At 33.5% G+C, this 24,736-nt stretch carries 29 protein-coding genes; 14 read left to right on the top strand and 15 right to left on the bottom strand.

Features of this window, described 5'->3' with window-relative positions:
- Positions 1–638: 638 nt before the first annotated feature.
- The 3 genes from ACZZZT_RS16960 to ACZZZT_RS16950 all read left to right on the top strand — a co-directional run bounded on the left by ACZZZT_RS16960 (position 639) and on the right by ACZZZT_RS16950 (position 3,893).
- Positions 639–1,628, top strand: a complete 990-nt coding sequence (locus ACZZZT_RS16960) for a ribonucleotide-diphosphate reductase subunit beta (RefSeq protein ID WP_463461263.1) — start codon at positions 639–641, stop codon at positions 1,626–1,628.
- The gene (locus tag ACZZZT_RS16955; protein WP_042563436.1) at positions 1,625–3,322 is read left to right on the top strand and encodes a ribonucleoside-diphosphate reductase subunit alpha; all 1,698 of its coding nucleotides are present in this window, start codon (positions 1,625–1,627) and stop codon (positions 3,320–3,322) included. Before ACZZZT_RS16960 ends, ACZZZT_RS16955 begins: the two co-directional genes overlap by 4 nt.
- 322 nt (positions 3,323–3,644) lie before the next feature.
- Entirely contained in the window at positions 3,645–3,893 is a 249-nt protein-coding gene (locus ACZZZT_RS16950; RefSeq protein WP_042563437.1) for a hypothetical protein, read from the top strand.
- A gap of 189 nt (positions 3,894–4,082) precedes the next feature.
- Here ACZZZT_RS16950 and ACZZZT_RS16945 read toward each other — a convergent pair whose 3' ends face one another.
- Genes ACZZZT_RS16945 through ACZZZT_RS16935 form a run of 3 tightly spaced genes read right to left on the bottom strand, consistent with a single transcriptional unit; the run spans position 4,083 to position 4,833 of the window.
- A complete protein-coding gene (locus tag ACZZZT_RS16945) occupies positions 4,083–4,334 on the bottom strand; it encodes a DUF7218 family protein (protein WP_463461262.1) in 252 nt (83 codons plus the stop codon).
- A 40-nt stretch (positions 4,335–4,374) separates the two neighbouring features.
- Complete coding sequence (locus ACZZZT_RS16940) at positions 4,375–4,680, bottom strand: hypothetical protein (protein WP_052483540.1); 306 nt, start codon at positions 4,678–4,680, stop codon at positions 4,375–4,377.
- Positions 4,681–4,701: 21 nt separating this feature from the next.
- Positions 4,702–4,833, bottom strand: coding sequence for a hypothetical protein (locus ACZZZT_RS16935; RefSeq protein WP_256365458.1), 132 nt, complete (start codon positions 4,831–4,833; stop codon positions 4,702–4,704).
- Positions 4,834–5,059: 226 nt separating this feature from the next.
- On the opposite strand from ACZZZT_RS16935, the gene ACZZZT_RS16930 reads away from it, so the two are divergent.
- Entirely contained in the window at positions 5,060–5,353 is a 294-nt protein-coding gene (locus ACZZZT_RS16930; RefSeq protein ID WP_463461261.1) for a hypothetical protein, read from the top strand.
- 114 nt (positions 5,354–5,467) lie between these two features.
- Here ACZZZT_RS16930 and ACZZZT_RS16925 read toward each other — a convergent pair whose 3' ends face one another.
- The 12 genes from ACZZZT_RS16925 to ACZZZT_RS16870 form a co-directional block, all read right to left on the bottom strand.
- Complete coding sequence (locus tag ACZZZT_RS16925; RefSeq protein ID WP_463461260.1) at positions 5,468–5,875, bottom strand: SRPBCC family protein; 408 nt, start codon at positions 5,873–5,875, stop codon at positions 5,468–5,470.
- A 17-nt stretch (positions 5,876–5,892) separates the two neighbouring features.
- A complete protein-coding gene (locus ACZZZT_RS16920; protein WP_463461259.1) occupies positions 5,893–6,135 on the bottom strand; it encodes a YgaP family membrane protein in 243 nt (80 codons plus the stop codon).
- A gap of 40 nt (positions 6,136–6,175) precedes the next feature.
- Complete coding sequence (locus ACZZZT_RS16915; RefSeq protein ID WP_463461258.1) at positions 6,176–6,622, bottom strand: hypothetical protein; 447 nt, start codon at positions 6,620–6,622, stop codon at positions 6,176–6,178.
- Between the two features lie 123 nt (positions 6,623–6,745).
- Positions 6,746–7,264, bottom strand: coding sequence for a hypothetical protein (locus tag ACZZZT_RS16910; protein WP_463461257.1), 519 nt, complete (start codon positions 7,262–7,264; stop codon positions 6,746–6,748).
- Between the two features lie 113 nt (positions 7,265–7,377).
- Entirely contained in the window at positions 7,378–7,758 is a 381-nt protein-coding gene (locus ACZZZT_RS16905) for a YidH family protein (protein ID WP_463461256.1), read from the bottom strand.
- A gap of 70 nt (positions 7,759–7,828) precedes the next feature.
- Entirely contained in the window at positions 7,829–8,413 is a 585-nt protein-coding gene (locus ACZZZT_RS16900) for a flavodoxin family protein (protein ID WP_463461255.1), read from the bottom strand.
- A 6-nt stretch (positions 8,414–8,419) separates the two neighbouring features.
- A complete protein-coding gene (locus ACZZZT_RS16895) occupies positions 8,420–10,000 on the bottom strand; it encodes an FAD-dependent oxidoreductase (RefSeq protein WP_463461254.1) in 1,581 nt (526 codons plus the stop codon).
- Positions 10,001–10,235: 235 nt separating this feature from the next.
- Positions 10,236–11,705 (bottom strand): glycoside hydrolase family 130 protein, encoded by a 1,470-nt coding sequence (locus tag ACZZZT_RS16890; protein WP_463461253.1) that lies wholly within the window; start codon positions 11,703–11,705, stop codon positions 10,236–10,238.
- A 432-nt stretch (positions 11,706–12,137) separates the two neighbouring features.
- On the bottom strand, positions 12,138–12,734 hold the full coding sequence (locus tag ACZZZT_RS16885) for a hypothetical protein (RefSeq protein ID WP_073393977.1): 597 nt from the start codon (positions 12,732–12,734) through the stop codon (positions 12,138–12,140).
- Between the two features lie 190 nt (positions 12,735–12,924).
- Positions 12,925–13,281, bottom strand: a complete 357-nt coding sequence (locus tag ACZZZT_RS16880) for a nuclear transport factor 2 family protein (protein ID WP_463461252.1) — start codon at positions 13,279–13,281, stop codon at positions 12,925–12,927.
- 18 nt (positions 13,282–13,299) lie between these two features.
- A complete protein-coding gene (locus ACZZZT_RS16875; protein ID WP_463461251.1) occupies positions 13,300–13,671 on the bottom strand; it encodes a hypothetical protein in 372 nt (123 codons plus the stop codon).
- A gap of 346 nt (positions 13,672–14,017) precedes the next feature.
- The gene (locus ACZZZT_RS16870; RefSeq protein ID WP_463461250.1) at positions 14,018–14,569 is read right to left on the bottom strand and encodes an ATP-binding protein; all 552 of its coding nucleotides are present in this window, start codon (positions 14,567–14,569) and stop codon (positions 14,018–14,020) included.
- 207 nt (positions 14,570–14,776) lie between these two features.
- Between ACZZZT_RS16870 and ACZZZT_RS16865 the strand changes: the two genes are divergently transcribed.
- The 10 genes from ACZZZT_RS16865 to ACZZZT_RS16820 all read left to right on the top strand — a co-directional run bounded on the left by ACZZZT_RS16865 (position 14,777) and on the right by ACZZZT_RS16820 (position 24,726).
- A complete protein-coding gene (locus ACZZZT_RS16865; RefSeq protein WP_463461249.1) occupies positions 14,777–15,355 on the top strand; it encodes an RNA polymerase sigma factor in 579 nt (192 codons plus the stop codon).
- A 223-nt stretch (positions 15,356–15,578) separates the two neighbouring features.
- Positions 15,579–16,418, top strand: a complete 840-nt coding sequence (locus ACZZZT_RS16860) for a FecR family protein (protein ID WP_463461248.1) — start codon at positions 15,579–15,581, stop codon at positions 16,416–16,418.
- A gap of 138 nt (positions 16,419–16,556) precedes the next feature.
- Entirely contained in the window at positions 16,557–16,910 is a 354-nt protein-coding gene (locus ACZZZT_RS16855) for an STN domain-containing protein (protein ID WP_463461247.1), read from the top strand.
- A 46-nt stretch (positions 16,911–16,956) separates the two neighbouring features.
- On the top strand, positions 16,957–17,295 hold the full coding sequence (locus ACZZZT_RS16850; RefSeq protein WP_463461246.1) for a carboxypeptidase-like regulatory domain-containing protein: 339 nt from the start codon (positions 16,957–16,959) through the stop codon (positions 17,293–17,295).
- The gene (locus ACZZZT_RS16845) at positions 17,241–19,787 is read left to right on the top strand and encodes a TonB-dependent receptor domain-containing protein (protein WP_463462454.1); all 2,547 of its coding nucleotides are present in this window, start codon (positions 17,241–17,243) and stop codon (positions 19,785–19,787) included. Before ACZZZT_RS16850 ends, ACZZZT_RS16845 begins: the two co-directional genes overlap by 55 nt.
- 422 nt (positions 19,788–20,209) lie before the next feature.
- Positions 20,210–21,520 (top strand): hypothetical protein, encoded by a 1,311-nt coding sequence (locus ACZZZT_RS16840; protein ID WP_463461245.1) that lies wholly within the window; start codon positions 20,210–20,212, stop codon positions 21,518–21,520.
- 83 nt (positions 21,521–21,603) lie between these two features.
- Positions 21,604–22,461 carry a T9SS type A sorting domain-containing protein gene (locus tag ACZZZT_RS16835; RefSeq protein WP_463461244.1) on the top strand — a complete coding sequence of 286 codons (858 nt, stop codon included), beginning with the start codon at positions 21,604–21,606 and terminating at the stop codon, positions 22,459–22,461.
- Between the two features lie 57 nt (positions 22,462–22,518).
- Complete coding sequence (locus tag ACZZZT_RS16830; protein WP_463461243.1) at positions 22,519–23,313, top strand: hypothetical protein; 795 nt, start codon at positions 22,519–22,521, stop codon at positions 23,311–23,313.
- 52 nt (positions 23,314–23,365) lie between these two features.
- Positions 23,366–23,725: a hypothetical protein gene (locus tag ACZZZT_RS16825; RefSeq protein ID WP_463461242.1), complete on the top strand. Its 360-nt coding sequence runs from the start codon at positions 23,366–23,368 to the stop codon at positions 23,723–23,725.
- Positions 23,695–24,726: a S41 family peptidase gene (locus ACZZZT_RS16820; protein ID WP_463461241.1), complete on the top strand. Its 1,032-nt coding sequence runs from the start codon at positions 23,695–23,697 to the stop codon at positions 24,724–24,726. Before ACZZZT_RS16825 ends, ACZZZT_RS16820 begins: the two co-directional genes overlap by 31 nt.
- Positions 24,727–24,736 lie beyond the last annotated feature (10 nt).

The following is a 24,736-nucleotide window of genomic DNA, read 5'->3' as shown; positions in this document are numbered from 1 at the left end:
ATAAATCCTGTAAACGATAAACTTGCAATAATTAAATTGATTCCGAATAAATAATTTTTGGGTTAAGGAACAGGGAATATCTTAATAATTAGGTATTCCCTTTTTATTTATATAATTACACTTTTCGTATTACAAAAAAAGAGTTGAAAACTTGATAACTATTCTTTTTTAATGAAGTAAATTGTTGTAAATAAGATATTTATATTTATTTTTCTACAATAATTTAGATTAAAATGATTTAATTCTTCATTTAATTTAAAAACAAAATCAAGCTCTTTTTTTCTTTTGAAAGAAAGGATTTTGGCAAGAAAAAGTCAGTTTTTTGAAAATTGCTGTTGATAAGTGTTTTTCAAAAAGGAAAATTTGAAGGCGATTTTCCTGTTGATAACTTTATTTAGATTCTTTATAAATAACTGATAATTCGGGCATTAGCCAAACTAATCTCCCTGTTCATAAAAACTAATTTTTTGGTCTGTTTCAATAGGATGACAGCTGTTGATAATTGGCTGGTTTTTTAACATCAAAAGGATAACAAAAAAGCAACAGTGGCTTAATTTTGTAAGTATAGAAACGCCGTTATTCCCACTTCGTAACTGGCTTTTTATTCTTGTTTAGTTCATTATTAAATACTATATATTATGTCTATTTTCGATAAGAGAATCAACTATAAACCTTTTGAATATCCAGAGGTACTACAATTTACAGAAGCAATCAATAAAGCATATTGGGTGCATACCGAAGTTGATTTTACTGCTGATACACAGGATTTTCACTCTCATTTAAATGTAGCCGAAAAAACGGCAATCAAAAATAGTTTACTGGCAATTGCACAAATTGAGGTGGCGGTAAAAAGTTTTTGGGGCAACATTTATGAGCATTTTCCAAAACCTGAATTTAATGGTTTGGGAAGTACGTTTGCCGAATGTGAGTTCAGGCATTCTGAGGCTTATTCGCGTCTTTTGGAAGTTTTGGGATATAATGATGAATTCGAAAAATTAATGGACATTGAGGTGGTTCGTAAACGTGTAGATTATCTTTCGGATGTTCTTAAAGATACACGTTCCCAAGACAACCGAAAATATATGGTATCACTGATCTTATTCAGTATTTTGATCGAAAATGTATCACTTTTTAGTCAGTTTGCGATTCTTTTATCGTTTACAAGATTCAAAGGTTATATGAAAAATGTAAGCAACATTATTGCCTGGACTTCTATCGACGAGCAAATTCATGCCAATGGCGGAATTTATATCATCAATAAAATACGGGAAGAATTTCCGGATTATTTTGATGCCGATACTTTAGAAATGATTAGAGAAACAGTAAAACATTCGATAGGCGTAGAGTCTGATATTTTAGACTGGATTTTTGAGGAAGGTGAAATCGAAACGATAAAAAAAGCAGATTTAGTAAACTTCATGAAATTTAGAATTGATGAAAGTTTAGGACAAATTGGGATTCCAACGATATTTAATGTTCCTGCAGAAGACTATAAAAATATGGCTTGGTTTGAAGAAGAAGTATTTGCAAATAGTCTTGATGATTTTTTTGCAAAAAGACCGGTAGAATATACCAAACATGACAAAAGTATTACTGCAAACGACCTTTTTAAACGGAATATATTATGAGTACATTACATACAACCGAAACAAATATTCCGCCATTAAGTTATGCCGATAACAAAATGTGGTGGAAAAACTCTGAAAGTGAACAAATATTAAATCGTGGTTATCTTTTAAAAGGAGAAACCGTAGAGGGTGCGATTGACAGAATTTGTACTGCTGCTGCAAAAAGACTTTACAAACCCGAATTGAAAGATTCTTTTGTAGAAATGATCGAGCGTGGATGGATGAGTATTAGTTCACCGGTTTGGGCGAATATGGGAACAGAACGCGGTTTGCCAATTTCGTGTTTTAATGTTCACGTTCCGGATAAAATTGAAGGAATTACCCATAAATTGGGAGAAGTTATCATGCAGACCAAAATTGGCGGCGGAACGTCTGGTTATTTTGGTGAATTACGCGGACGCGGAAGCGCTGTAACGGATAATGGAAAAAGTAGTGGAGCGGTAAGTTTCATGAAACTTTTTGATACTACGATGGATACGATTTCGCAAGGTGGCGTTCGCCGAGGTGCATTTGCGGCTTATCTTGATGTGGACCACCCGGATATTGAAGAGTTTTTAAAGATAAAAAGCATCGGAAACCCTATTCAGAACCTGTTTACAGGAATTTGTGTACCAGATTACTGGATGCAGGAAATGATTGATGGTGATGTCGAAAAACGTCAGGTTTGGGCAAAAGTATTAGAAAGCCGTCAGCAAAAAGGATTGCCTTATATCTTTTTTACTGATAATGTAAACAAAAACAAGCCACAGGTTTATAAAGACAAAAACCTTCCTATTAATGCCAGTAATTTATGCAGTGAAATTATGCTTCCGTCAGGAAACGACGAATCATTTATTTGCTGCCTTTCGTCTATGAATCTTGAGCTTTACGAAGAATGGAAAGATACCGAAGCCGTAAAACTGGCCATCTTTTTCCTTGATGCTGTATTGCAGGAATTTATAGAAAAAACAGAAGGAAACTATTATCTTTCTGCAGCAAATCGTTTTGCAAAAAGACACCGCGCACTTGGACTTGGAGTTTTGGGATGGCATTCGTATCTGCAAAAAAATATGATTCCGTTTGAAGGATTGGAAGCTAAAATGAAAACTACGGAAATCTTCAAGCACATTAGTGAAAAAGCCGATAAAGCATCTCAGGAATTGGCACGTATTTATGGTGAACCGGAACTATTAAAAGGATACGGAAGACGCAATACTACGACGATGGCGATTGCACCAACAACCTCATCATCTGCGATATTAGGACAAACTTCTCCGGGAATTGAGCCTTTTAGCAGTAATTATTACAAAGCAGGTTTAAGCAAAGGGAATTTTATGAGAAAAAATAAATACCTAACCAAATTGCTTGAAGAAAAAGGTCTTGATAATGAAGAGGTTTGGAGAGGAATTATGTTAAACGGCGGAAGCGTACAACATATGGAGCAGCTTTCGCAAACAGAAAAAGATGTATTTAAAACCTTTAAAGAAATCAGTCAACTTGAAATAATTCAACAAGCTTCAATAAGACAAAAATTTGTAGATCAGGGGCAAAGTATCAATCTTAATATTCCTTCAGAATTAGCGATTAAAGAGGTGAATCGTTTGATTATTGAAGCGTGGCAACTTGGAATTAAAAGTTTGTATTACCAACGAAGCCAAAGTGTATCTAAAGAACTTGTTACAAGTCTTGTTTCCTGTAGCAGCTGTGAATCGTAAATTAGAAGCCAAATACGACAAATCTTGTTTTGCAAAAAACAATTATTGGAAGATAATGTCAATTTTGGGCAATTAATGTTTAAAACTTTGTTTAAACTTTGAATAAAAACAATCCCATTTCGCAATGAAGTGGGATTTTTTATGTCTCAATTTGAAGAAATAACTTATAATATGTTAAAATAAAAATAACTTCGGATTTTAACATATTGTTTATTAATATGTTGATAAATAATGACTTATAACTGCTTTTTACCTATGCGCCAAAACAATTAATAGCTATATTTGAATATTATTATACGTCTAATAATTTAAAATATTAACTATGGAAAGAGCTATAAAACTAAAAGTTCGCAAAGAGCTGGACAGCCAACAGCAGTTGAATATAATTAAATTAAAAGGTAGTTTAATTTCTAAGGGCTATACGGAAATCATTCATATTCTTGATCAGGACGATGAATTTCATATTAATTCTTTCGAAACCCCAAAAGAAAGCACTACCGAAGTTCAGGAATTTATTGCGGCTTTCATTAACAGAGAAAATTTAGCAGACACTATAACTGTTTTCAGATAAACAGATCGCTATTTAAAACCAAAAGCCATTAATAAACCAAATGAATATTATATTCAAACCTTTATCGTTCACAAAATGACAAAGTAACCAAATCAAATTTAAATCAATAGAAAAAATCAAAAGCCTTCAAATTATGAAGGCTTTTTTAATTGCTTATAATTGTTGTGTAATACATTTTGGATCGAGAATTTAATTATTGCGCAGTGCGTGCATCAACTCTTTTTTTGTCATTTTCGATCTTCCTTTTATATCCGCTTTTTTAGCTTCGGCATACAAGTCCTGTTTGCTTCTGTCTTCATAGTCACCACTTTTTCCACCTCTTTTTTCGGCTCCCTGACTATTTGATATACGCGCAGATTTTTCTTTGCTGTAACCTTTATCGCGCAGTGCTTCGTATTGGTCCTTGTCTTTAATTGAAGGACCCGGATCTCTTCCTGGCATAATAATACATTTTAAATTTTATAATAATCGTTTTTTCTGTCTAGTAATCAGATCGGTCTTTTTCGTCAAAATCCTCTTCAAAACCGTCACCATCACCGTCGTCATCTAAATCTTCATCGATATTCTGGTCAATATCTTCATCGTCCAGATCATCCTGATACGGATCGTAGTCGTTTCTGGTTTCTGTATCCAAATCCGATTCTTCATAAACAGAATCAGAATTGTCTATTTCGTGCTGATTAATTGCAGGATCCTGGTTTTCCATAGTTTCAGAATTAATTCCCTCGTCTGCTAATTGAAAATTGTGACCTTCCAGATCAAAATTTTCGTTTGGTTCTTGTATCATAATTTGAATTTTTAGAGTTATTTATTTTTTTAAAGACGATTTTTTATAATCGGTATGTGGTTTTTCATTACTTCTCGACGATGTCGTTTTTGACTCGTGTTTTTTATCTGAAGTTCTGGAACTTTCAGCATAACTGTTTTTTGAAGTATTCATGATAAAGAAAGTTTAAAGTTTACATTACAAATCTAAAAACCATGAATATCAAATACTTATACTATTTACCTAAATATTTATATTATTTACTGAATAAGTAATTGTAAATCTGAGTATTACTGAAAATACATTTAATAATTCTATAAGATTTAGGAGTAATTGTATAAAAATTTGCTTTAGCTGAATTTTATATTTGAAATAGTACTAACAGAAAAATTTTAATATTATGAAGACTTTATTTAAATCAAAAATTGTATTGTTTTTACTTTTTGGAGGACTTTTATTTTCTTGTAAAAAGGCTGATGGAAGCAATACAGGAAATTCCGAAAATGATACAATTACTACAGAAACAATTGATACAGTAAGTTCTGTATCAGACAGTACAACTGTTAATTCTGCCACAAATGGTACGACCGGTGCAACAGGCGAAGGCTCGACGGGATCAGGATCTGCAGGAACTACACAAAAAGGAAATAGTTCTCTAAATACAGATTCTACGAGTACTGCAAAAGGCAAATAAGCGACTTATTATTACTTTTTTATTGATTGCTAATTTCACTCCCTCAACTTGATTAATTCTGAAAAAGCCTGTAATAATTAATTACAGGCTTTTTTAATTGGAGAAAATTATATTTTAAACAGACTCCAAATACGCTTTAAAATTTAGGATATCGTCTTTTACCAGTTTTTCAAAATAAGGATTAAGAAGTTTTGCGGCACTTTCTCCTGCAACGCCCAATGGTGCGTGATATGAAATAGTAACATCAATCTCTGTAGCGTTTCCTTTTGGTTTAAAAGTTACTTTTCCGGCATTTTTAATTGTAGAATCGGGTAGTGAATTCCAGCTGATTAATTTTTCTTTTTCATCTTTCACAATTTCTGCCTTCCATTTTATTTTTCCAATTCCAATAGGTCCTTTGGCTGTCCATTCAGAGGTAGTGTAGTTTAGAGGTTTTACAGATTCAAGATGATTCATGAATTTTGGTAAGTTTTCGAAATCACGCCAAAACGCATATACTTCACTAATAGGTTTTTGAATCACGCTATTAATTCGGATGTTTACATTTGATGCTTTGTCATGTTTAAATGATCTACTGCATCGTAAACAGGGCAATACCCGGAAATTCCTCGTAAAAGCATTGATCCGCCGACACCAATTTTTCCGGCATTTTTATTTTCTTTGGATAAACCGGAATATAAAAGATATGCTCCGCTTGTAACCATTAAAACTCTTTCGAGAGTAGATACATTTGTTTTAAGTTTTGATTTTTTTTGTATCGAAGCTGATGTATTTGTTTCCATAATTTCTAATTTTTAATTTTATTATTTATTTTAAGAATAGTTATAAGAAAGTTTTGTAAACCAAAAAAGCAACCAAACCGAAAATAACATGCGCGATAAATAGCTGTGTATAATATCCCTTAAAATCGATATTGGGTTTTTGCGGAATAATTTTGAATAAAATCATCCAGCCCAAAATGCCTATAATACCACTTATTGCACCAAAAAGTAATGCAATTCGCCACGAAAATTCTACAACATCATACAGCCACAAATAGTGATATATAATAACAAAAAAAGCTCCGATAATATAATGTAAAATCCATGCTAATACTCTTTTTGTTTTTAGAGATACTTCGATGTGAAATCTTGTCAGGATGTACGTAAGTAGTACAGGCTCTTTGTATAATTCTCTTACGCTTGCCGAAACGGCATAACTAAACAGCGTCATTACGCTTGTTGCTGCGATGGAAGAAATGAGGATTTGTAAAAATGCATGAAAGTTCATATTAGTACTTTTTGAAATTAGGTTACTTAAAAAATGTACTTCCAGGTCATCAACTTTATTAAAGTATCAGCATGAAAAAAACAACGTTGAGACAAGGAAGTACAATATCTTTATTAGGTTTCATTACTTGGCAGGACTTTTTTTAATCGCTATTTTATTCGAGAATTGACGCGGATGATTTACCGGATCAATTTCTTCAAGATCCTGATCAATATCTTCGGTTAACGAAACATCTCCGGAAACATAATCTTGTCTTTTTTCATTATCAGGATTTTCGTTGTCTTCATCATCTTGCTTGTCGTTTTCTAATGAGTCATCATTATCTTCAGCATCGCTTTTTCCAAAACCATCATCATTTCTGGCATCTCTTTCATTTTGTAATTTTTCATCCTCACTCAAATAATCCTCATTCAAATCATTGTCATAATCCTCATCAGGATTTGTGCGTAAATCATTGTCATTTTCATCGTCGAGTTCATCATCACGATCCTGTTGATTACTAAAACTTCGATTTAAGTTCTGCTCTATGTCATTGGTGACCGAATTATCAAAAGGGATAGTATCATTTTTGTTAGATGGATTTGTATTGTCTTGAAAATCCGTGTCAGTTTGACCGTAATTTTCTTTTTCTCTTAAGTTCATAATAGTCAATTTTAAGTTTTTGTATGATTGTAAAGTTACACGTACAGAAAATCAAAATTTTATAAAACAGATATTTTGTAATTACATAATTTACAGTATATCAGTTGTTTTTGTTAGATTTCGAGAAATGTAAAGGGATAGGCAGCTATTATCAAATAGGTAATTATAATAATACTCATAAGAAAAATAACGACCGTAAGGATTGTTAAAAGCATTGTAGAATATAAATATTCGCCACGCTGTAAAAGTCTGTGTACTTGTCTGTATTTCCAGTAGGATAACAAGATGGTAATAGCGCCTGTAAGTACTAAAGAGATACCAATAGATATAGTTAGTCCATTTTTTGGAATAGTTGAATCTTTAAAAAACGTGGACGGTAATTGATTGACAAATAATGAGAACTTTACAATTACGAAACCAAATACCATAATTCCGATGCCAGTACGAATCCACGACAAAAACGTGCGTTCGTTTGACATATACTCATTAATCATATTATTATTTTTGTTATCCACGATATTCTTATTTAGTAATTTTAATATTTTGCTTTTATTTAAAGTATTATCAGCCTGTGCCTGCTGCTTTTTTCAAAGATTCTGCCATAGCCTGGGCATCTTTTTCGTAAGTGCTTTTGTAGTACTCTAAAAGCTCGGCTTTGGTCTTTTTTGCATCTTTGGCATGGCCTTCCCAAATAACGCCAAGTGAAGTATAAGGCGGAACCGTAACACCAATACTGCAAAAGAAATTCGCAATATTTCCCGTAATATGTTCTACACCATCTGAATCGCCTGTTACAATTACACCGCCAATTTTTCCGTCAAGCGGAGAATCTTTTCCGCTCAAAATAATGTCGTAAACCTCATCAAGCCTTTCAATGCATCTTTGCAGTTCAGAGGAGTGATTGTTCCACCAAATAGGTGTTGCAAATAGTAAAATTTCAGCTTGCAGAATTTTGTTGTAAATATCTGGCCAGTCATCTTTTGTGTCCATTTGCGTATAAGTCCCGGGAACAATATTGTGATCAACAAGTTTTATTATTTCGAATTCAATTTTTTGCCGGATCAGATATTTAGCAAAAAAATCTACAAGAATTTCTGTGTTAGATCTGCCTTTATTTTTTAAGGTGGCAAGTAGTATAATAGCTTTCATGTGTTTTTATTTGATATGGATTTTGGATAGGTCAGTTTCTGCAGGACCGTTGATGACGATACCTTCTGCGTCAAATCGTGAACCGTGACAAGGACAATCAAAAGATTTTTCATCATTATTCCATTGTACGATGCAGCCTAAATGCGGACAAACGGCAGAAAATGCTTTTAAGGCATTGTCGTAATCCCGATAAACGGCAATTTTATTTAAGCCTGAAGAAAGTATTGCGCCTTCTCCCGCTGGTAAATCGGCTGTGTTTTTTAAATCAGAGCCTTTTATCCAGTCCAGATATTGTGAAGCCATGTTGCTTGCTTCTTTAATAAAATCGCCGGTCGTTTTTAAGGTAATTCTTGACGGACTATACAAATCTTCCCATTTGTTTTTAATGCCCATAATGCTGTCACAAATAATCATGGCACCAATTGTTGTGTGTGTCATTCCATTTCCGGAATCTCCGGTAATGATATAAATATTGTCATCGCCGGGATTTTTCCCCATAAAACCTAAAGAATCCACAGGTTCCATCACCTGGCCAGACCAACGATAGGAAATGTCATCCGGCATTGGAAAATAATTTCGTGTCCAGGTCTCAAGTCTTTCGTATCTTTCAAATTCAGAAATCCCTTCTTCATCTGCTTGACCCGTTTTGTGATCTTCACCTCCGGAAATTAGTAAATCATATTCGTCATCATAATTTTCCAAACGAACATAATGATAAGGCTGAGAAACCCATTTTGATTCCTGATCGCCGGTGTCCCACCAAAGCGAGTAGGGAAGCTGTCCTTTCGGAATTTTGGCTCCAATAACATAAGTTCTGTACGCGTGTTGTTTGGTGTGCATTGTTAAAACATCATTTATAGGCGTATTTGTTGCCACCACGATATAATCTGCAGAAAAAGTAAAACCGTTTACTTTCGCCCCTTTTTTGTTAATATCTTCTGCACGAGCTTCGGTGTAGATAATTCCGCCAAGAGAAACGATAGCATCGGCAAGTCCTTTAAGATAGTGCAGTATATGAAATTGTGCCTGATTGTTAAAGACGATGCATCGTTGTTTTTCTGCATTGGCCAAAGCAGGAATTTCTTCTAAAACAGAAGTCTGCAATCCAGCTTTTTGTGTCGCCTGAAATTCTTTATCCAGATTTTCTTCCTTGTCTGTAGGATGCAGAAATAAGTAACCGTTAACTCTTTTAAAAGAGCAATCGATATTTAAGGAAGTAACAATATTTTCAATTTCGTCGATAGCAGCTGCATGACTTTCGGCAGCAAGTTTTGCATTTTCTTCGCCAAAGGTTTCTTCAAGAAAAAAATAGCGATCATCGAGCGCGCAGGTTAAATGTGCCGTTGTACGTCCGGTTTCGCCGCTGCCAATAAAACCATCTTCAACAAGTACTACTTTTTTACCTGCTTTTAATAATTTATAAGCAGTTGTTAATCCCGCAATTCCACCACCAATTATCAATACTTCCGTTTGAATATCCTGATCAGGTTTTTTAAAAGAAATAATGGGAGCAGAGTCAATCCAAAATGAAACATTTTCACCCGAAGTGATGCTGGAGCTTTTTAAGGTATTGTTTGATTCATCCATAATGTAATTTTTTAGAATTTAGAATTTACAGGAGAAATTTAAAATCTGTATAAATTCATTTTTAAGAGGTTGATATCAAAGCTACTAGCTATAAAAACAAAACGTTTACAAGTTTAAAGAGAAGTTTTATAAGATTTTCAGTTATGTTTTTAGGTAACAAGGGATATTACGTAAATGCCTAAAAACAAATAAGGCTGTCAATTGACAGCCTTATTTGTTAGTGTTTGAAATATTTTTATTTATTACTGTTTTTTAAAGCATCCAGTAATTCTACCATATCTACCACAGCATAAGTCGACGAATAATCTGAGACTGCATAAGGTAATATAAGACTACCGTTGTGAATAATCGCCCCGCAGGAATACACAACATTGGGTACGTAACCTTCTCGTTCATCTTCCAGAGGTGAAAGTAAAGGTTCTTTAAGTCTTCCAATTTCTTTAGAAGGATCATCAAGATCAAATAAGGAAGCACCAATACAATAACATCTCATGGCACCTACACCGTGTGTAATAACAAGCCAGCCTTCTTCTGTCCAAAGTGGCGATCCGCAATTTCCTATTTGGGTCAGTTCCCACGTATATCGGGGTTCCTGCAAAAGAATAGGAGTGTTCCATTGCGTTTGTCTGTCAGAATACATGATGTAATTATTAACACCATCGATTCTGGAGAGCATTGCATATTTTCCTTTTATTTTTCTTGGAAATAAAGCCAGGTTTTTATTTTGAGCACCAGCACCGTGCAGAGGCATTACCCTGAAATTATAAAAATCCTCGGTCGAAATAAGTTTTGGAAGTATTGCATGACCATTATAGGCTGTATAAGTTGCCATGACGCGGGTAGAGCCGTCATCATCGGTGAAACGTACAAAACGGGCATCTTCAATACCACGGCTTTCAGAATCGGAAATTGGAAATATAACACGTTCTGTTATATCAGAATCATGCTTAAATTGTAAATCATAAAAGGAATTTGCCAGCCAGATGATTTCTTCAAGTGCTGTTCGTCTTTCCTGACGTATAGAAGGATCCAGCAATGCATCTTTTACCATACTTTTTAAAACAGCATATTCAAATTCATCCGGTAAATCCTGCATGATTTGGGTAATATATTTGTCCTGCGTATGCATTTCTGAAAGCTTTAATAAAAATCTTTCTTTGTTATATAAGCTTTTGTGTTCAATCTCTGCCTTATCAATGTTATTACCGTTTTTCATTATCTGCAGATTATTGTCTTTATCGAGAATTCCTCGTCTAAAAACAATAGAAGAAATATGACCTTCTCCTGTGGCACGAAACGAAATAATAACGCGTTTTGCTCCTGCTTCCAGACCAGACTGATCAAAATCTTCGATAATAGACGGATTGAAAATTGCTGCAGATTCAATAGCATATTCCATTGTGCAGAAAGAACCTATAAGCATTTTTCTATCTACAGAAAGTGCATCATAGTCTATTTGCATTCCTTCGATAATGTATCTGATTTTTTCGCAATGTTTGAAAAATATATTCGAGATATTTCGGTGACGCCTGGCAAATTCGCGAAGTGTTTGTTCCAGGGTTTGTAAAACCTGTTTTTCGTCAAGCAACATTATGCGGCTTACCATTTGTTGTGTCCGTTCTTCACCATTCATAAAATATCGTGCAACAACTCTTTTAGAATCTGGGGTAAATTTTATATTTTTTCGAATGATTGGTACTCGCATAGTTTTGTTTTTTAATTACAGTAAATAAGTATATTTTTTTTAAGTAATGCTTTTCAGGATTACCTGTTTCGTTTAGATAAATATAGAAATACAGATGTTTAGAACAGGAACAGTATTTTTCTATTACTATTTCTAAGTTAGTAATTTTGTGAACGAAAAAAAACTTAATTTTTTATTAAAACTTTATGTCGATGCTTACTTGTCAAACTGCTTTTAGGAAAAATCAATTTGTAAAGGCTGAATTGTATGTAAAGAGGGAATATCAAATTTACAAAAAAGAATAAATAAATTATTTATAATTGTTTGATTTTCAATAAAATATTTTTCATTTCTAAATAAACCTAAATGTGTAAAAAGAAAAAAACGGGATAAAAGAGGTTTTCTTTTTTTCCCGTTAATTAATTGAACTAATAATATTTATAACTGTAAACTTTATTCTTTATACAAAATAATAACCGCTTTGTAACCTTTACCAACATTCCATTGGCTTGATTCGATAGCTACTCCCTGATCATCATAAACCTGAAATTCAGCCGTATTTGGCGAGGCAGAACCTTCATTCAGAGCTTCAAAATCAATTTTATTGATCCCTTTTACTAAAGTTATTTTGAATCCCTTAAATTCTCCATCAAGTGAAACTTCCGGTTCAATAACTTTATCATTAAGGTAAACTTTAATTTTATCACCATCTACAAAAGCGGCATCTCTATAACGAATTGTCGATGTAATAGATTTTGTTACAAATCCTCCTAAATATTCATTTCGACGATAAAAAATTCCCGGAACGTTGGCTTCTCTTTTATATAGAACATTATTATTAAAAAGTTCATCCGGATTAATTTTTAAAGTAACCGGTTCTTTTGGAATTGTAGGATCATCTGCTTTTGGAGCGTCTTCCGTTGGCGGAACAGCTTCTTTATTGTCTAAATTTTTAGATTGGATTGGTTTATTTTTATTGTTGAGTTCGTCCTGTGCATATCCATGCATTGAAACACTAATGATGATAATCAAAAACAATATTTTTTTCATACTTTTTAAATATTTTAATCTCTTTATATAAACATTTAATTCTGGCATTTATTGCCTTTAAGAGAATTGGTTTTTTAATAATTAAGGAAAAGATGGTTTTAAAAAACTTTACCAGATTTAAGTAACATTAAACCTTAATTAAAAGCATGAAATTTAAAATCCATTACGACTTTCAATTTGAATATAAGGTTCAGGATTTAGGTTCAATAACAAAAGCGTTTAATTGCGCCATTTTTGCGTTCCTAAATTTCCAGACGTCACAGTAATCGTAAGCTGTTATTTTTCCGTTTTCATCTTTCATTTTGATTTTGCCAATTGCAATAACAAAGTCATCTTCGGCCACTAAATTTGCTACTTCAAAATTTGGCGGTTCTTTGTAGGCGGTTTTCATCCAGTTTCTAACGGCTTCTTTTCCTTTTAAAGTTTGCTCGCCGGTAAATGTCCATTCAGTATCATCGGTGCAAAAGGCCAGAAAACCTTCATTGTCGCCTTGAGTAATGGCTATGTTAGCCTTTTTGAGTATTTCTTTATTATCAATTGCACTCATACGATTCTAAAATCAGGATTAGTCAATTTTATAACCGTCGTCTGCAAAAGTTTCCGGTTCACGATCATTTTCATCATAATCTTCTACTAAATCATCATCCAGATCGTCTTCATTTAAATCTTCATCTTCATCTAAATCATCTTCGTCAGGATCATCTTCATTTAATTCGCTTTCGTCATAATTTTGTTCCAGATCTTCCTGATCGTCTCTTTCAAGGGCATTCGAAAACTCGCTGTCTAAATAACTCTGATCTTCGTTTAGAAGCATTTCCTGCTCAAAAGTATTTTCGTCACCAATATTTTGTTGTTGGTATTGATCAACATAACTTTGGTTTTCTTCTGTACTATTATTTTCGTTTTGATCGTAATATTTGTTGCTATCTGTTGTCATAATAATGGTTTTAAAGTTTGATTTATTATTGCTGTATTTTAGCTTTCAATCAAAATTAACCTCAAAAACAACAAATTGTCTTATAGCATTAACAGAAAAAATTACTTAATTATCATTGTTTATCATTGCCTAAAAAAGAATTTTAGTTACATGTAATGTCTAAATATTTTAATTAAACACATAGAAACATAGATTTTATATTTTTGAATGAAGTAATTTAAAAAGAAACTCGTTTCTCACACATAGTCCCGATAACTATCGGGATGTGTTAATGTAAGTGAAACGCCTTTTTGAGTTCAATAATGCTATGTTTCTATGTGTTAAAAATTGCACCCAATGGTTACTGTTATTTATTATTTGTGCTATTTGTTTTTTCCAGAATAAGTGCAATTCTTTCTTCAATAGTTAAGTCGCCGGAAATTTTTAAAATCGGAAACGGAATGGTTTTTAGCCACTTTTCATGAGCATTAAAATTTCGGCTTGCAATACCTGTATGGTTATCATAATCGGTTGCCCATTCTATAAAATCTTCAAATTGTTTTATTCTGGCCGGATCAGTATAAATAATGTTTCCGTATCGTTCAAATTCTCTTTTCTTTAATCTTTCAATTCTAATGGCAGGAGGAATCCAAAGAAAAACTACCAGGTCAAAATCAGGAAATACATTTTCTCCCCATTCAAAAATTGATCCTCCTAAAATCCAGTTTTTTAGATTATTCAGGTCTGTTTTTATGGTGGAATTTCTTTCGTCAGGATTTCGTTTCACTGTAAAGGGAGGTTCGGTAGTTTCCCAAAAATAATTGTCACTATCAAAATAAGTCAGACTAAGTTTTTCGGCCAATATTTTTCCTGTTGTTGTTACGCCGCTTCCGGAGGCACCAAAAATGTGAATTTTCATCTTTAAGAATTGCTACTATTTGACCTCAATATTACAAAATCTTTTATTGTTTTGGGTTTACAAAAGGACACTGGAATTGTAATATCACCAGAAATCAAAAAAGAATTTGCGAATATTAATAAATTATTAAATGAATAAATCGAAAAAATATCAATAACCGTTTATCTTACATTTGTAAGGGTCTTCTTTAACAATTAAAATTGCATCATGAGTTCTAATTTGGTATTAAGGTTACGAGAGGGAGATGATTCCTGTTTTAGAGAAATCTACGATTTATATCATTTTAAAGTATTTTGTTTTGTAAAAAAATATACTGCACAGCTGGCAGATTCAGAAGATGTTACTCAAAACGTCTTTATTCATCTTTGGAAATATCGCACAAAATTAGACCCAAACGTAAGTCTGGAAGCCATTTTATTTAAAAGTTCGAAACAAGAGATCTCTAAATGGTATAAAAAGCAAAACAGGATTTTTTCTGTAGAAAACGAACAGTTGATTAAAGAATTGGATTCTCCCTCAGAATCAGACGATGATATTGATTTAAAGCTGGAACAAATACAATTATTATTAGATCAAATTCCCGAAAAAAGAAGAAAAATTTTTAACCTTCACAGGTTTGAAGACTTAAGCTATAAAGAGATTGCCATTGAGATGAATATGTCACCAAGTGCGGTTGCGAATCAGATATCGAAAACGCTGCAGTTTCTTAAAAAGAACTCGGTGCAAAATCATGAATTGTATTGGTTTGCGTTGTTTTTTATGAGTCAGCAAAACCTAATTTCGTAACATTCTGCGCGATTATTTTTTACAGTTTAAAATGTATTGAAATTGCTGTTTTTTTGCATCATTTCAGGTCTTTTAGTATTTAGTCATGTTATTACAAATCTTCTTTTGCATTAAGAAAACGTTAATAGTAATGTTGGCCTATGATATTTGATTCATTGGAAATCTAATGTAGTTGTATCGATAAGATTAGGTTTAATTTTCAACAACAAACATTTAAATTGTAATGAAGTCAAAAAGATTAAAAGACGAATGGAATGCAATACCAAACAGAGGAATTCTTCCTGGTGAAACTTCATCTCGTATGTGGAAGAATATTCGAAATGTTACTGTTGATAAATACAAAAACTTTTATAATTGGACAGCAGTTGCCTGTGCCGTATTTGTTCTTGGAATTGGTGTTTATAGTTTGATACCTCAGGCTAAAATTGAAATTGCTTCGACAAAAACATTCAATAAAGATATTCGACTTTTGAATTTGCCTGATGGTACACGCGTCTGGCTAAATGAAAATACAGAAATTGAATATCCTAAGGAATTTACAGGAAAAGAAAGAACAATTACTTTAAAAGGAGAGGCTTTTTTTGAAGTAAAGCGCGATCCTTCACATCCTTTTGTTATTAGCTCAGGACCTATAAAAACTACTGTTTTAGGTACTTCTTTTAATATTAAAGCTTACGATCACCATCAGCCGGAAGTTAACGTGAGAAATGGAAAAGTAAAAGTAGAAACGGAAGAAAATACGGTTTTCCTGCTACGCGGAGACAAAGCCGTTTATGGCGCCGGAACTTCGATGGTGTTTAAAGAAAAAACAAAAGTTCTGGAACCAAAATGGAAAAAAGTGTTGATGTACGTTGATGATTTGACGCTGGAAGAGGTGATTACTAAGTTGAAAACCGATCATCATTTTGAAGTGACTTATCTCGATGAAGATCTACGAAACTTAAAAATGCAGGGAACGCTGGATACGAGACAAGGTTTTTATGAAATGCTGCAGACTATTGCATTTGCATTGGAAATTAAGATTCAATCGACAGGAAATAAGACTTATCTCATTAGTCACTAAATATAAATTACAGACATTTTAGAATAACATTTTAGCCAAAATCAACTTTGAGCTACAAGGCAAGTATTGCAATATTTAAAAAATTTAACCCAAAATATCATATAAAAATTAATTCTAATAAACTAACAATTATCAATTATGAACAATGATTTTTCCAGGCAGTTTGCCATTTGGATTTTGTTTTTCGGTTTCCTTTTTGGAACGCACACTATTTATTCGCAAACCGGCACCGTTTCGGTTGATTTTAAAAATTCTACGCCTCAAAAAATAATAGATAATTTAAAATCCCAGACTCCGTATCAATTTATCTATCAAAAAGATCTCGATTTGAGTTTGCCATTAGTTACATTAAAAAAAGACAATGTTTCTATCGACGAAATTTTGACGGATTTGCAAAGTATGACCAATCTAAATTTCAGAAGAAATCAAAATAATATAGCCGTAAACAGTAAAGATACGGGCAAAAAAAAAGAAAGGAAAAGTAACGGGTAAAGTTGTTGATGTAAACGGACTTTCGCTGCCAGGCGTAAATATAAAAGTGGCGGGCCTTAATTATGGCGTGCAATCTGATATTGATGGTAATTATGTTCTGGAATTAGAACCGGGTGATTATACCATCGAGATAAGCGCTATTTCGTTTCAAACACAAAAAATTACGGGTGTAAAAGTGCTCGAAGATCAGGAAACGCCATTGGTTGTGTCATTAAAAGAAGATACACAATCATTGAAAGAAGTCGTGATTATTCAGGATTATAAAAAAGCTACAGCTTCGGTTGAAGGAATGTTGCTGCAGCAAAAAAAGCGCCTCAATTTTCTGATGGTATTTCTGCCGAACAAATTGCCAGAACGCCGGACAGAGACGTTGCAAGTTCATTAAAACGTATCACGGGAGTAACAACTGTGGGTGATAAATACGTGGTGGTGCGTTCTATGGGCGAAAGATGGAACCAGGCTGTTATGGATGGAATTGCCCTGCCAAGTACAGATGCCTATCAGCAAAACTTTTCTTTTGACATTATTCCAACTTCGATTGTAGAAAGTATTGTGGTGAGCAAATCGGCCACTCCGGATATGTACGCGAATTTTGCCGGAGGTTATGTGGAGATAAAAACAAAGGACATTCCAAAAGAAAATTTCACCAATTTTTCTATCAGTACTTCATACAATAGCAGAAGCACGTTTAAAGAACGACTTACAAAGCAGGAAGGCGATTATGATTATTGGGGATTTGATGATGGAAGACGTGATTTTCCTAGTGCCGACAATCTAACTGCGCAAAATGTAAAAAGTGATGCAGCAGATCCGAATATTTCTATCCGCGAATCAAAACAATTTACAGAGGATAATTTAACTACTTATAAAACGTATGCGGCTCCCGGTACTACACTTCAATTTGGTATTGGACGAAATTATAAATTACAAGACAATAATAAATGGGGATTTACAGGGTCTTTAATTTTTAAGAATACGCAGGAAAAATTAGATATTGAGCATACAGAAAGAGGGAAATACAAAAGCAATTCAGAGTTTTCTGCAGACAACGAAACTGTAGCATATTCTACCTTTAATAAATACGGGTTTAAGAATTCCGGAGCTACTTATAATTTTAATTCAACTTTGGGCGGAATGTTTAATGCGGCAATTCAGTTTGATAATCATAAAATTACAGCCCGTAATACTGTAATGCATATTTATAACAGTCAATTAACCCAAATTACAGGCTGGGATAACGGAGTTCCGATTGATGATATATTGGATAAAACTACATTGGCCAGAACAGCAGAGACTAATTATCCGGTTTATACGACTTTTATTCAGAATAAAATTGAAGGAAATCACAAGTTTAATAAGCTTGAAATCAACTGGTATGGTGCTTACGGAAATGTTACAAAAGACACTAAAGACGCCACATTTATAAATATGGACCGAAGAAAAATTGGTGACGATATGCTGGTTTATTACGATGTTTATAATGCAACCCAAAATATTAGAAGAAGTAATTTTAAAAATGACGAGATTGATTATAACGCAGCAATTAATTTTAAATACTCATTTAATTTTAGTGATTCTTTTACAAACGATATCAAAGCCGGATACTTCGGGACTTATAAAAAAGCAACCAATCAACAGGTATCCGTTAAATTAGAAACCTTTGGTCAGGAAACTGACAGAGGAAATATTTATGGTTCACTGAAAGAATTTTTAGACGGATCAAACTATTACTACGGTGGTTATGGCTGGTTTGGCGGCTTTAAATATGGTAATCAATATGTTGGAGATATCAAAGTACATTCGCCGTTTTTAATGCTTGACAATAAAATGGGGCGCTTTGTACGCTTTGTCTGGGGCGCCAGAGCAGAAAGTTACCTTTACACGCAAATTGAAAGTCAGTCTATAGATTCTGGTAGTTTTGAACAAGAACAAAAAGATGATAAGTTATGGCAATTTTTACCCTCAGCCAGCTTGATTATTAGCCCTACTAATAAAATGAATGTTCGATTAGGGTATAACAGATCTGTTTTACGCCCTCAGTTTGCAGAACGTTTGAATATCCCATATTTTGATCCTATTCGTTCTTATTTTATATATAATTATACCGGTGGAATTGTTTCAAGTGTTGCCAATAATTATGATTTTAAAATGGAATGGTTTCCTTCCGGTGGTGAAATTTTGTCCTTTGGTGTGTATCATAAAGATATAAAAGACCCTATTGAAAGTGTAGGAGCACTAAGTTCATCATTAGAAAGAAATGTTTATAACATAAACTCCTATGACGCTAAACTTTGGGGTTTTGAAGTAGAATTTTATAAAAGTCTTTCCTTTTTAGGCGAAGGCCAAACCCTAAAAAACTTGTTTATTAACGGTAATGCTACTGTAAATTCTACCAAGGTAAGATCGTATCAAAGATTAGACGGATCTGGTATTCTGTATGAGGCAAACAGACCATTGTATGGGCAATCGCCGTACAGTTATAATTTTGGTTTAGACTATGTGGGTGAGCGTTTAGGATTTAGTATTAAGCATAGTGCTGTTGGCGATCAATATATACTGGTGGGATTTGAATACGGTGCCGAGGAAATTCGTAAACCTTATGGTATAACAGATGCGCAGGTGAGTTATAAATTCTTTAAAGAAAGAAACCTGGAATTAAAATGCAGTCTAAAAAACCTGTTTGATACCAGTATAGAAACATACAACAACTTTAATAGTTACAGTAAGAGACAAGACGTTCCTATTGGATCTAACCCAAGGGAGGGATTTGCTCTTGGAGCCGGAGCGACAGATAAATTCGATCAGGATATTGATCAGGAATTATTTAAAGCAAAAAACGGAAGAACGATAAGTATATCCATTAATTATTCCTTTTAAATATTTAATAATCAGGAAGATTTTGGTGCTTTATGGCGGTGATTGTTATGCATATTAAGAAACCGTTAACAATAAAATCAGGGGATGATATTTTGATTTTTCAAATGCTAATGTATTTAGTTGTAAGTATTAGATTTCTTTTTTGTTTAGTGCATGAAGCAAAAATGGAATAAAGTACTTTAAGATGTTCTCTAAATAATTTGATATAAATTTTAGAAGAATGGAAAGCAAACCTTTTACTGCGTTAAAAAAATCCTATGAGTAAAAGACGGAATATTAGGTATAAACCCCGATGGTAAAGCGGGATCGTTTATAGAAAAGAACTTTACCAAAAAAGAGAAAGACCTGAGGAAAGATATTTTGCTGCTCTCTCCAAAGGCCTAGTTTGTAATTGCAGCAAATATAGCATTAAATAAATTATTATGAAAAAATTTTTTCTATGTGCAATGATTGCTCTGGCTGTGAGCTCTTGCCAAAATGATGATTCAACTGCTGATTCTTCTTTTTCTATGAAAGCTGCTGGTGCTGACTACAGTGGATATCCTGGAACAGTACAAACTGTTAGTGGGGATATTACAACAAACACTACCTGGACAAGCGATAAAGTTTGGGAAATTGAAGGTGTAGTTCGTGTAAAATCTGGTGCTACATTAACTATTCAGGCTGGTACATTCATTAAGGCAAAACCTTTAGCCGTAGGAGTTGCTACAGGAGTTCTTGTAATTACTAAAACAGGTAAAATTGATGCACAAGGAACAGCAACTGCTCCGATTATTTTTACAAGTTACAATTTATTAGACGGTGCTGCTACTACAGCTACTCCTGGAGATTTTGGAGGTGTTGTTATATTAGGTGACGCTGTTGTAAATAACGGATTGGATAATAACATTATCGAAGGATTAGGAGATCAGCCTAATGTTTCTGATTTTTACTATGGAGGTTCTAACAATGCTCATAATGCAGGAACTTTACAATATGTTCGTATCGAATTTGCAGGACGTATTATAACTACTTCTCCTGATATAGAAATCAACGGATTAACATTTGGTGGAGTTGGTTCTGGTACAACAGTTAACCACATTCAGGTATCATACGGTAGAGATGATTCATTTGAGTTTTTTGGAGGAACAGTAAGTGCTACACATTTAGTTTCTTTTGCACCGGATGATGATAACTTCGATTTCGATTTTGGTTACACAGGTACAATTACAAAAGCGATTGCAATTGCTGATAGTAATTCTAGCCACAGTTTGAGCAGCGGAAATCCTGATTCTAACGGTATTGAGTTAGATAATAATGCTTCAGGAACACCTGCTACAACTGGTATCATTACACGTCCTGTTCTTAATCAATTGTCAATTATTGGTGTAAGCTCAACTACAGTTGCTGATTTATACGAAAATGCTATTCACGTACGCAGATTAGGACAAATAAGTTTAACTGATGCAACCGTTACAGGATACAACACAGGAGTTAGATATGAAGCTCCATCAACTCAGGCCAGTTCTTCTTATTTAAGAGTATCAATCCACGGGTTTGATAATGTAGCTCTTCCAGCAGGAACAACTTTCTCAGGTTTGGGTACAAGTATTTCAACTGCAAATCCAGCTCCAAAATGGGGTCTTACACAGCCTTTCTTTAATGATGGCGTGCTTAATTTAACAGGAAGTACTGGTGCATTTAGAACCGAAGCTCTTTGGACTAACACTTGGACAAAGTTTACTAATTTTTAATTTATACAGAGGTTAATTATTAAAACTACATGGGCAGATCTGTATCTGCCCATGTTTTAAAATAAAATTTAAAATTTTAAAAAATGAAAAAAAATCTACTTTTAGTATTATTTATAATGATGACAACAATAGCATCTGCTCAATTTACAATATGGGAAGATGATTTTGATGATGCTGATGTTTCTGACTGGACTTTATTAGACAGAGATGGGAATGGAAGTAATTGGTTTGCAAGAAAAAACATTCAATTTGATGCAGGTACAGGTGGTGTTATAGACGGTACTATTGATGTTTTAGGTACTTATAATATTGATTTAGCGAATGGAGGAACTCCACTTGAAACTACCGAAGATAATTTTGCAATATCACCTGCCATTGATGCTTCTTTTTATTCCGGAAAACTATCCTTGATACTACATGCACAAACTAGTATTTACGACGCTAATCAGGATCTTTTTGTATATGGTTCTACTTCGCCGGATCCTGCTACATTTACACTTATAAGTACAGTAACTTTAGAAAGAACATCAGCTGAAGAAGCAGAGTTTAAAGATTATACGGTAGATATTTCCGAATTTACTGGAGAAACAGCAGTTTACATAGCATTAGGAACTAAACTTGGTTTTCCTTTTATTGGTTACGAAATTGATAAAATCTCTGTTACTGCCGAAACACTTTTGGGTGTTGATGATGTTGAATTAGAATCTCAGATTTGCAGAATAAACCAAAATCCGGTTCAGGAAAGTTTACAATTGCAATTGGCAGAACAATATCAAAACGAAGAAACAGCATTAAAAATTTATAATGCAAACGGAATTTTAGTTAAAGAATCTCCATATAAACCAGAAAATTTATCAGTTAGCGATTTGCCACAAGGCTTTTATTTCCTTGCAGTTTCTAACAATGGTGTTTCTAAAAAATTAAAATTCATCAAAAAATAAATTTGGAATTTTTATGATTTCCGATACTTAAAACCTTTACAATAAATAAAACTGAATATGAAGAATATCTTGACAAGAGTATTAATTTTCTCTATCATAATTGCATTTTTTGAATCTTGTACCAACGACGAATTGATTCCGTATTATGGTACAGAAACCAATGTACCCGGAAAAGTCGTTATAACAGGTTATAGCGCCCTGAATGATTCTATACAAATAAATGTAAACGGAAAACTTATTGAAATAGGGAAAGAGAAAGATAAAAAAACGGCTTTCACAAAAAAAATTGAGACAGAGTATCAGTTTGTTTATTTTGGGGATAAATCAAAAACTTTTGAAATAACTGATAAAGCAACAAAAAAGGTTTTTCGCAGCTATAATTTTACTGCCGAAAAAACCATTGATACAATCTCGTTTTTTGCAAAAGAAAACATCTGGATAGAGAACATTTCAGCAATAAAGCCAGGGGTTTTAAGTAAAACAGGAAATACGGGTTATAAGTTTATATTTCCTACTCAAAATTTATATTCTAAAAGCGGATATGAAGGGAATCTTGACGGAATCCTGCGTAAAATTAACGGCCAGACAATTGGTAAAGTTGAGAATATCAACAAAGATCAATTTAGTTCTTTTATTGAATTTCCGTATAGTTCGCCTCCTACAATTTTAATGGAATTGGTAAAACACGGAACAACAGAATCGTACGTTCCGGGAAAAAAGGTTATCGTTATTTTAACCATGTCTGTTAACAAATCTAAACTAATAGTTTTAGATGAAAAACAAGACGCAAACGGTGCTTTTGCCAGCGTAGACGGAAATTTAAATTTGGTAGATTATTTTGTTTTTAAATAAAGAAAATAATATCGGGAATAATAAAATTGAATTCATATTTATAGATTTTAAAATGAAAAATAAAGCGTTAAGCTATCTTTTTTATGGCATTATTCTTTTGATAGAAGTTATCATTCTTTCTTCCTGCTCTTCAGATGATCCGGAGCAGGTTTACACAGAAGGAACAAATGAATACACCAATGAATGGATGTACGGGCAAATGAAAAAATATTACCGTTGGAATGACGCTATGCCAAATCAGGGCGATTTATCAGTAAATCCCAAAGAGTATTTTGCAAGGTTATTAAAAACAGATGATGTTTTTTCGTATGCGATGCATCCCGCTTTACCGGAAACCGCACCAAAAAGCCTGCGGCAAAATTTGGATTTGATATTTCGTTTATGGAATATCAAGGCAAGGTTCTCGGGGTAATTTTATATGCATTGTATGACTCTCCAGCCGAAAATAATGGTTTGGCAAGAGGACAATTAATCACAAGTGTTGATGGTGTCGAATTGACTTTAAATAATTACGACAGCCTCTACAAAAATATGACAGCAGCAACGCAATTAAATTTAAAATTAATTTCATACTCAGCTCAGCTGGGGTTTTACAATGAAAAACAAGTTGCTATTTCTCAGGGTTTCTCGTTTACACAGCCACTTTTAAGCCAGGTTATTACAAACGGAAAAACTAAAATTGGTTATGTCGAAATTCCGCATTTTGATGTTGGTATGGCAAAATTATTCCTGCAGACTTTTCAGGAATTAAAAAGCAAGGAAATAACAGAATTAGTTTTAGACCTTCGCTACAACGGCGGAGGAGATATAGCTTCGGCAACGGCGTTAAGTATTATTTTGGCTCCCAACATAAAATCAGGTGATTTGTTTATCGAGTTTGAAGGAAATAAAAACGGTGGTATTGTAAAACAGTCTTTTCAGCAGGCATTAGAAAGTAATGAAAAAAGTATAACCTTTGAAGCACTTAAAAACACGCATCCCAATATTCAAAAAGTATATATTTTATGCGGAAAACATACTGCATCGGCTTCAGAAATAATCATAAACAATCTAAGTCCGTTTATAAATGTAATTGCGATAGGTGAGAAAACGGTTGGTAAAGACGTTGCAGGATTTCCTGTAGAAGATGACAGAATTTCGGGCAAAAAAGGCTGGGTTTTATATCCTTCTATCTATAAATTATTTAATGCAAAGCACGAAGGAGGTTATTCTGCGGGAATAAATCCTTCAATTAATGCAGATGAACTTGAAAATCCTGAGGTCTTTGCGTTAGGAAATCGTTCTGAAGTTTTATTAAATACAGCTATAAATGCAATATCAGGAAACGCAGGCAAAGCAAAAATGGTAAAATCGCACGCATTACCGCTTTCAAAAGTTTATACCGATGCCGATCCGTTATTGGTTACTCCGTAAATTAAAATTT

Source organism: Flavobacterium sp. AC274, assembly GCF_979258275.1.
Note: the sequence above shows the minus strand (reverse complement) of the source record. Positions and strands in the feature narration are given on the sequence as shown.

Bases quoted from the DNA above. Each gene is read 5' to 3' on its own strand.
- ACZZZT_RS16960 (WP_463461263.1), top strand. From the start codon at position 639: ATGTCTATTTTCGATAAGAGAATCAACTATAAACCTTTTGAATATCCA.
- ACZZZT_RS16955 (WP_042563436.1), top strand. From the start codon at position 1,625: ATGAGTACATTACATACAACCGAAACAAATATTCCGCCATTAAGTTAT.
- ACZZZT_RS16950 (WP_042563437.1), top strand. From the start codon at position 3,645: ATGGAAAGAGCTATAAAACTAAAAGTTCGCAAAGAGCTGGACAGCCAA.
- ACZZZT_RS16945 (WP_463461262.1), bottom strand. From the start codon at position 4,334: ATGCCAGGAAGAGATCCGGGTCCTTCAATTAAAGACAAGGACCAATAC.
- ACZZZT_RS16940 (WP_052483540.1), bottom strand. From the start codon at position 4,680: ATGATACAAGAACCAAACGAAAATTTTGATCTGGAAGGTCACAATTTT.
- ACZZZT_RS16935 (WP_256365458.1), bottom strand. From the start codon at position 4,833: ATGAATACTTCAAAAAACAGTTATGCTGAAAGTTCCAGAACTTCAGAT.
- ACZZZT_RS16930 (WP_463461261.1), top strand. From the start codon at position 5,060: ATGAAGACTTTATTTAAATCAAAAATTGTATTGTTTTTACTTTTTGGA.
- ACZZZT_RS16920 (WP_463461259.1), bottom strand. From the start codon at position 6,135: ATGGAAACAAATACATCAGCTTCGATACAAAAAAAATCAAAACTTAAA.
- ACZZZT_RS16915 (WP_463461258.1), bottom strand. From the start codon at position 6,622: ATGAACTTTCATGCATTTTTACAAATCCTCATTTCTTCCATCGCAGCA.
- ACZZZT_RS16910 (WP_463461257.1), bottom strand. From the start codon at position 7,264: ATGAACTTAAGAGAAAAAGAAAATTACGGTCAAACTGACACGGATTTT.
- ACZZZT_RS16905 (WP_463461256.1), bottom strand. From the start codon at position 7,758: ATGATTAATGAGTATATGTCAAACGAACGCACGTTTTTGTCGTGGATT.
- ACZZZT_RS16900 (WP_463461255.1), bottom strand. From the start codon at position 8,413: ATGAAAGCTATTATACTACTTGCCACCTTAAAAAATAAAGGCAGATCT.
- ACZZZT_RS16895 (WP_463461254.1), bottom strand. From the start codon at position 10,000: ATGGATGAATCAAACAATACCTTAAAAAGCTCCAGCATCACTTCGGGT.
- ACZZZT_RS16890 (WP_463461253.1), bottom strand. From the start codon at position 11,705: ATGCGAGTACCAATCATTCGAAAAAATATAAAATTTACCCCAGATTCT.
- ACZZZT_RS16885 (WP_073393977.1), bottom strand. From the start codon at position 12,734: ATGAAAAAAATATTGTTTTTGATTATCATCATTAGTGTTTCAATGCAT.
- ACZZZT_RS16880 (WP_463461252.1), bottom strand. From the start codon at position 13,281: ATGAGTGCAATTGATAATAAAGAAATACTCAAAAAGGCTAACATAGCC.
- ACZZZT_RS16875 (WP_463461251.1), bottom strand. From the start codon at position 13,671: ATGACAACAGATAGCAACAAATATTACGATCAAAACGAAAATAATAGT.
- ACZZZT_RS16870 (WP_463461250.1), bottom strand. From the start codon at position 14,569: ATGAAAATTCACATTTTTGGTGCCTCCGGAAGCGGCGTAACAACAACA.
- ACZZZT_RS16865 (WP_463461249.1), top strand. From the start codon at position 14,777: ATGAGTTCTAATTTGGTATTAAGGTTACGAGAGGGAGATGATTCCTGT.
- ACZZZT_RS16860 (WP_463461248.1), top strand. From the start codon at position 15,579: ATGAAGTCAAAAAGATTAAAAGACGAATGGAATGCAATACCAAACAGA.
- ACZZZT_RS16855 (WP_463461247.1), top strand. From the start codon at position 16,557: ATGAACAATGATTTTTCCAGGCAGTTTGCCATTTGGATTTTGTTTTTC.
- ACZZZT_RS16840 (WP_463461245.1), top strand. From the start codon at position 20,210: ATGAAAAAATTTTTTCTATGTGCAATGATTGCTCTGGCTGTGAGCTCT.
- ACZZZT_RS16835 (WP_463461244.1), top strand. From the start codon at position 21,604: ATGAAAAAAAATCTACTTTTAGTATTATTTATAATGATGACAACAATA.
- ACZZZT_RS16830 (WP_463461243.1), top strand. From the start codon at position 22,519: ATGAAGAATATCTTGACAAGAGTATTAATTTTCTCTATCATAATTGCA.
- ACZZZT_RS16825 (WP_463461242.1), top strand. From the start codon at position 23,366: ATGAAAAATAAAGCGTTAAGCTATCTTTTTTATGGCATTATTCTTTTG.
- ACZZZT_RS16820 (WP_463461241.1), top strand. From the start codon at position 23,695: ATGGAATATCAAGGCAAGGTTCTCGGGGTAATTTTATATGCATTGTAT.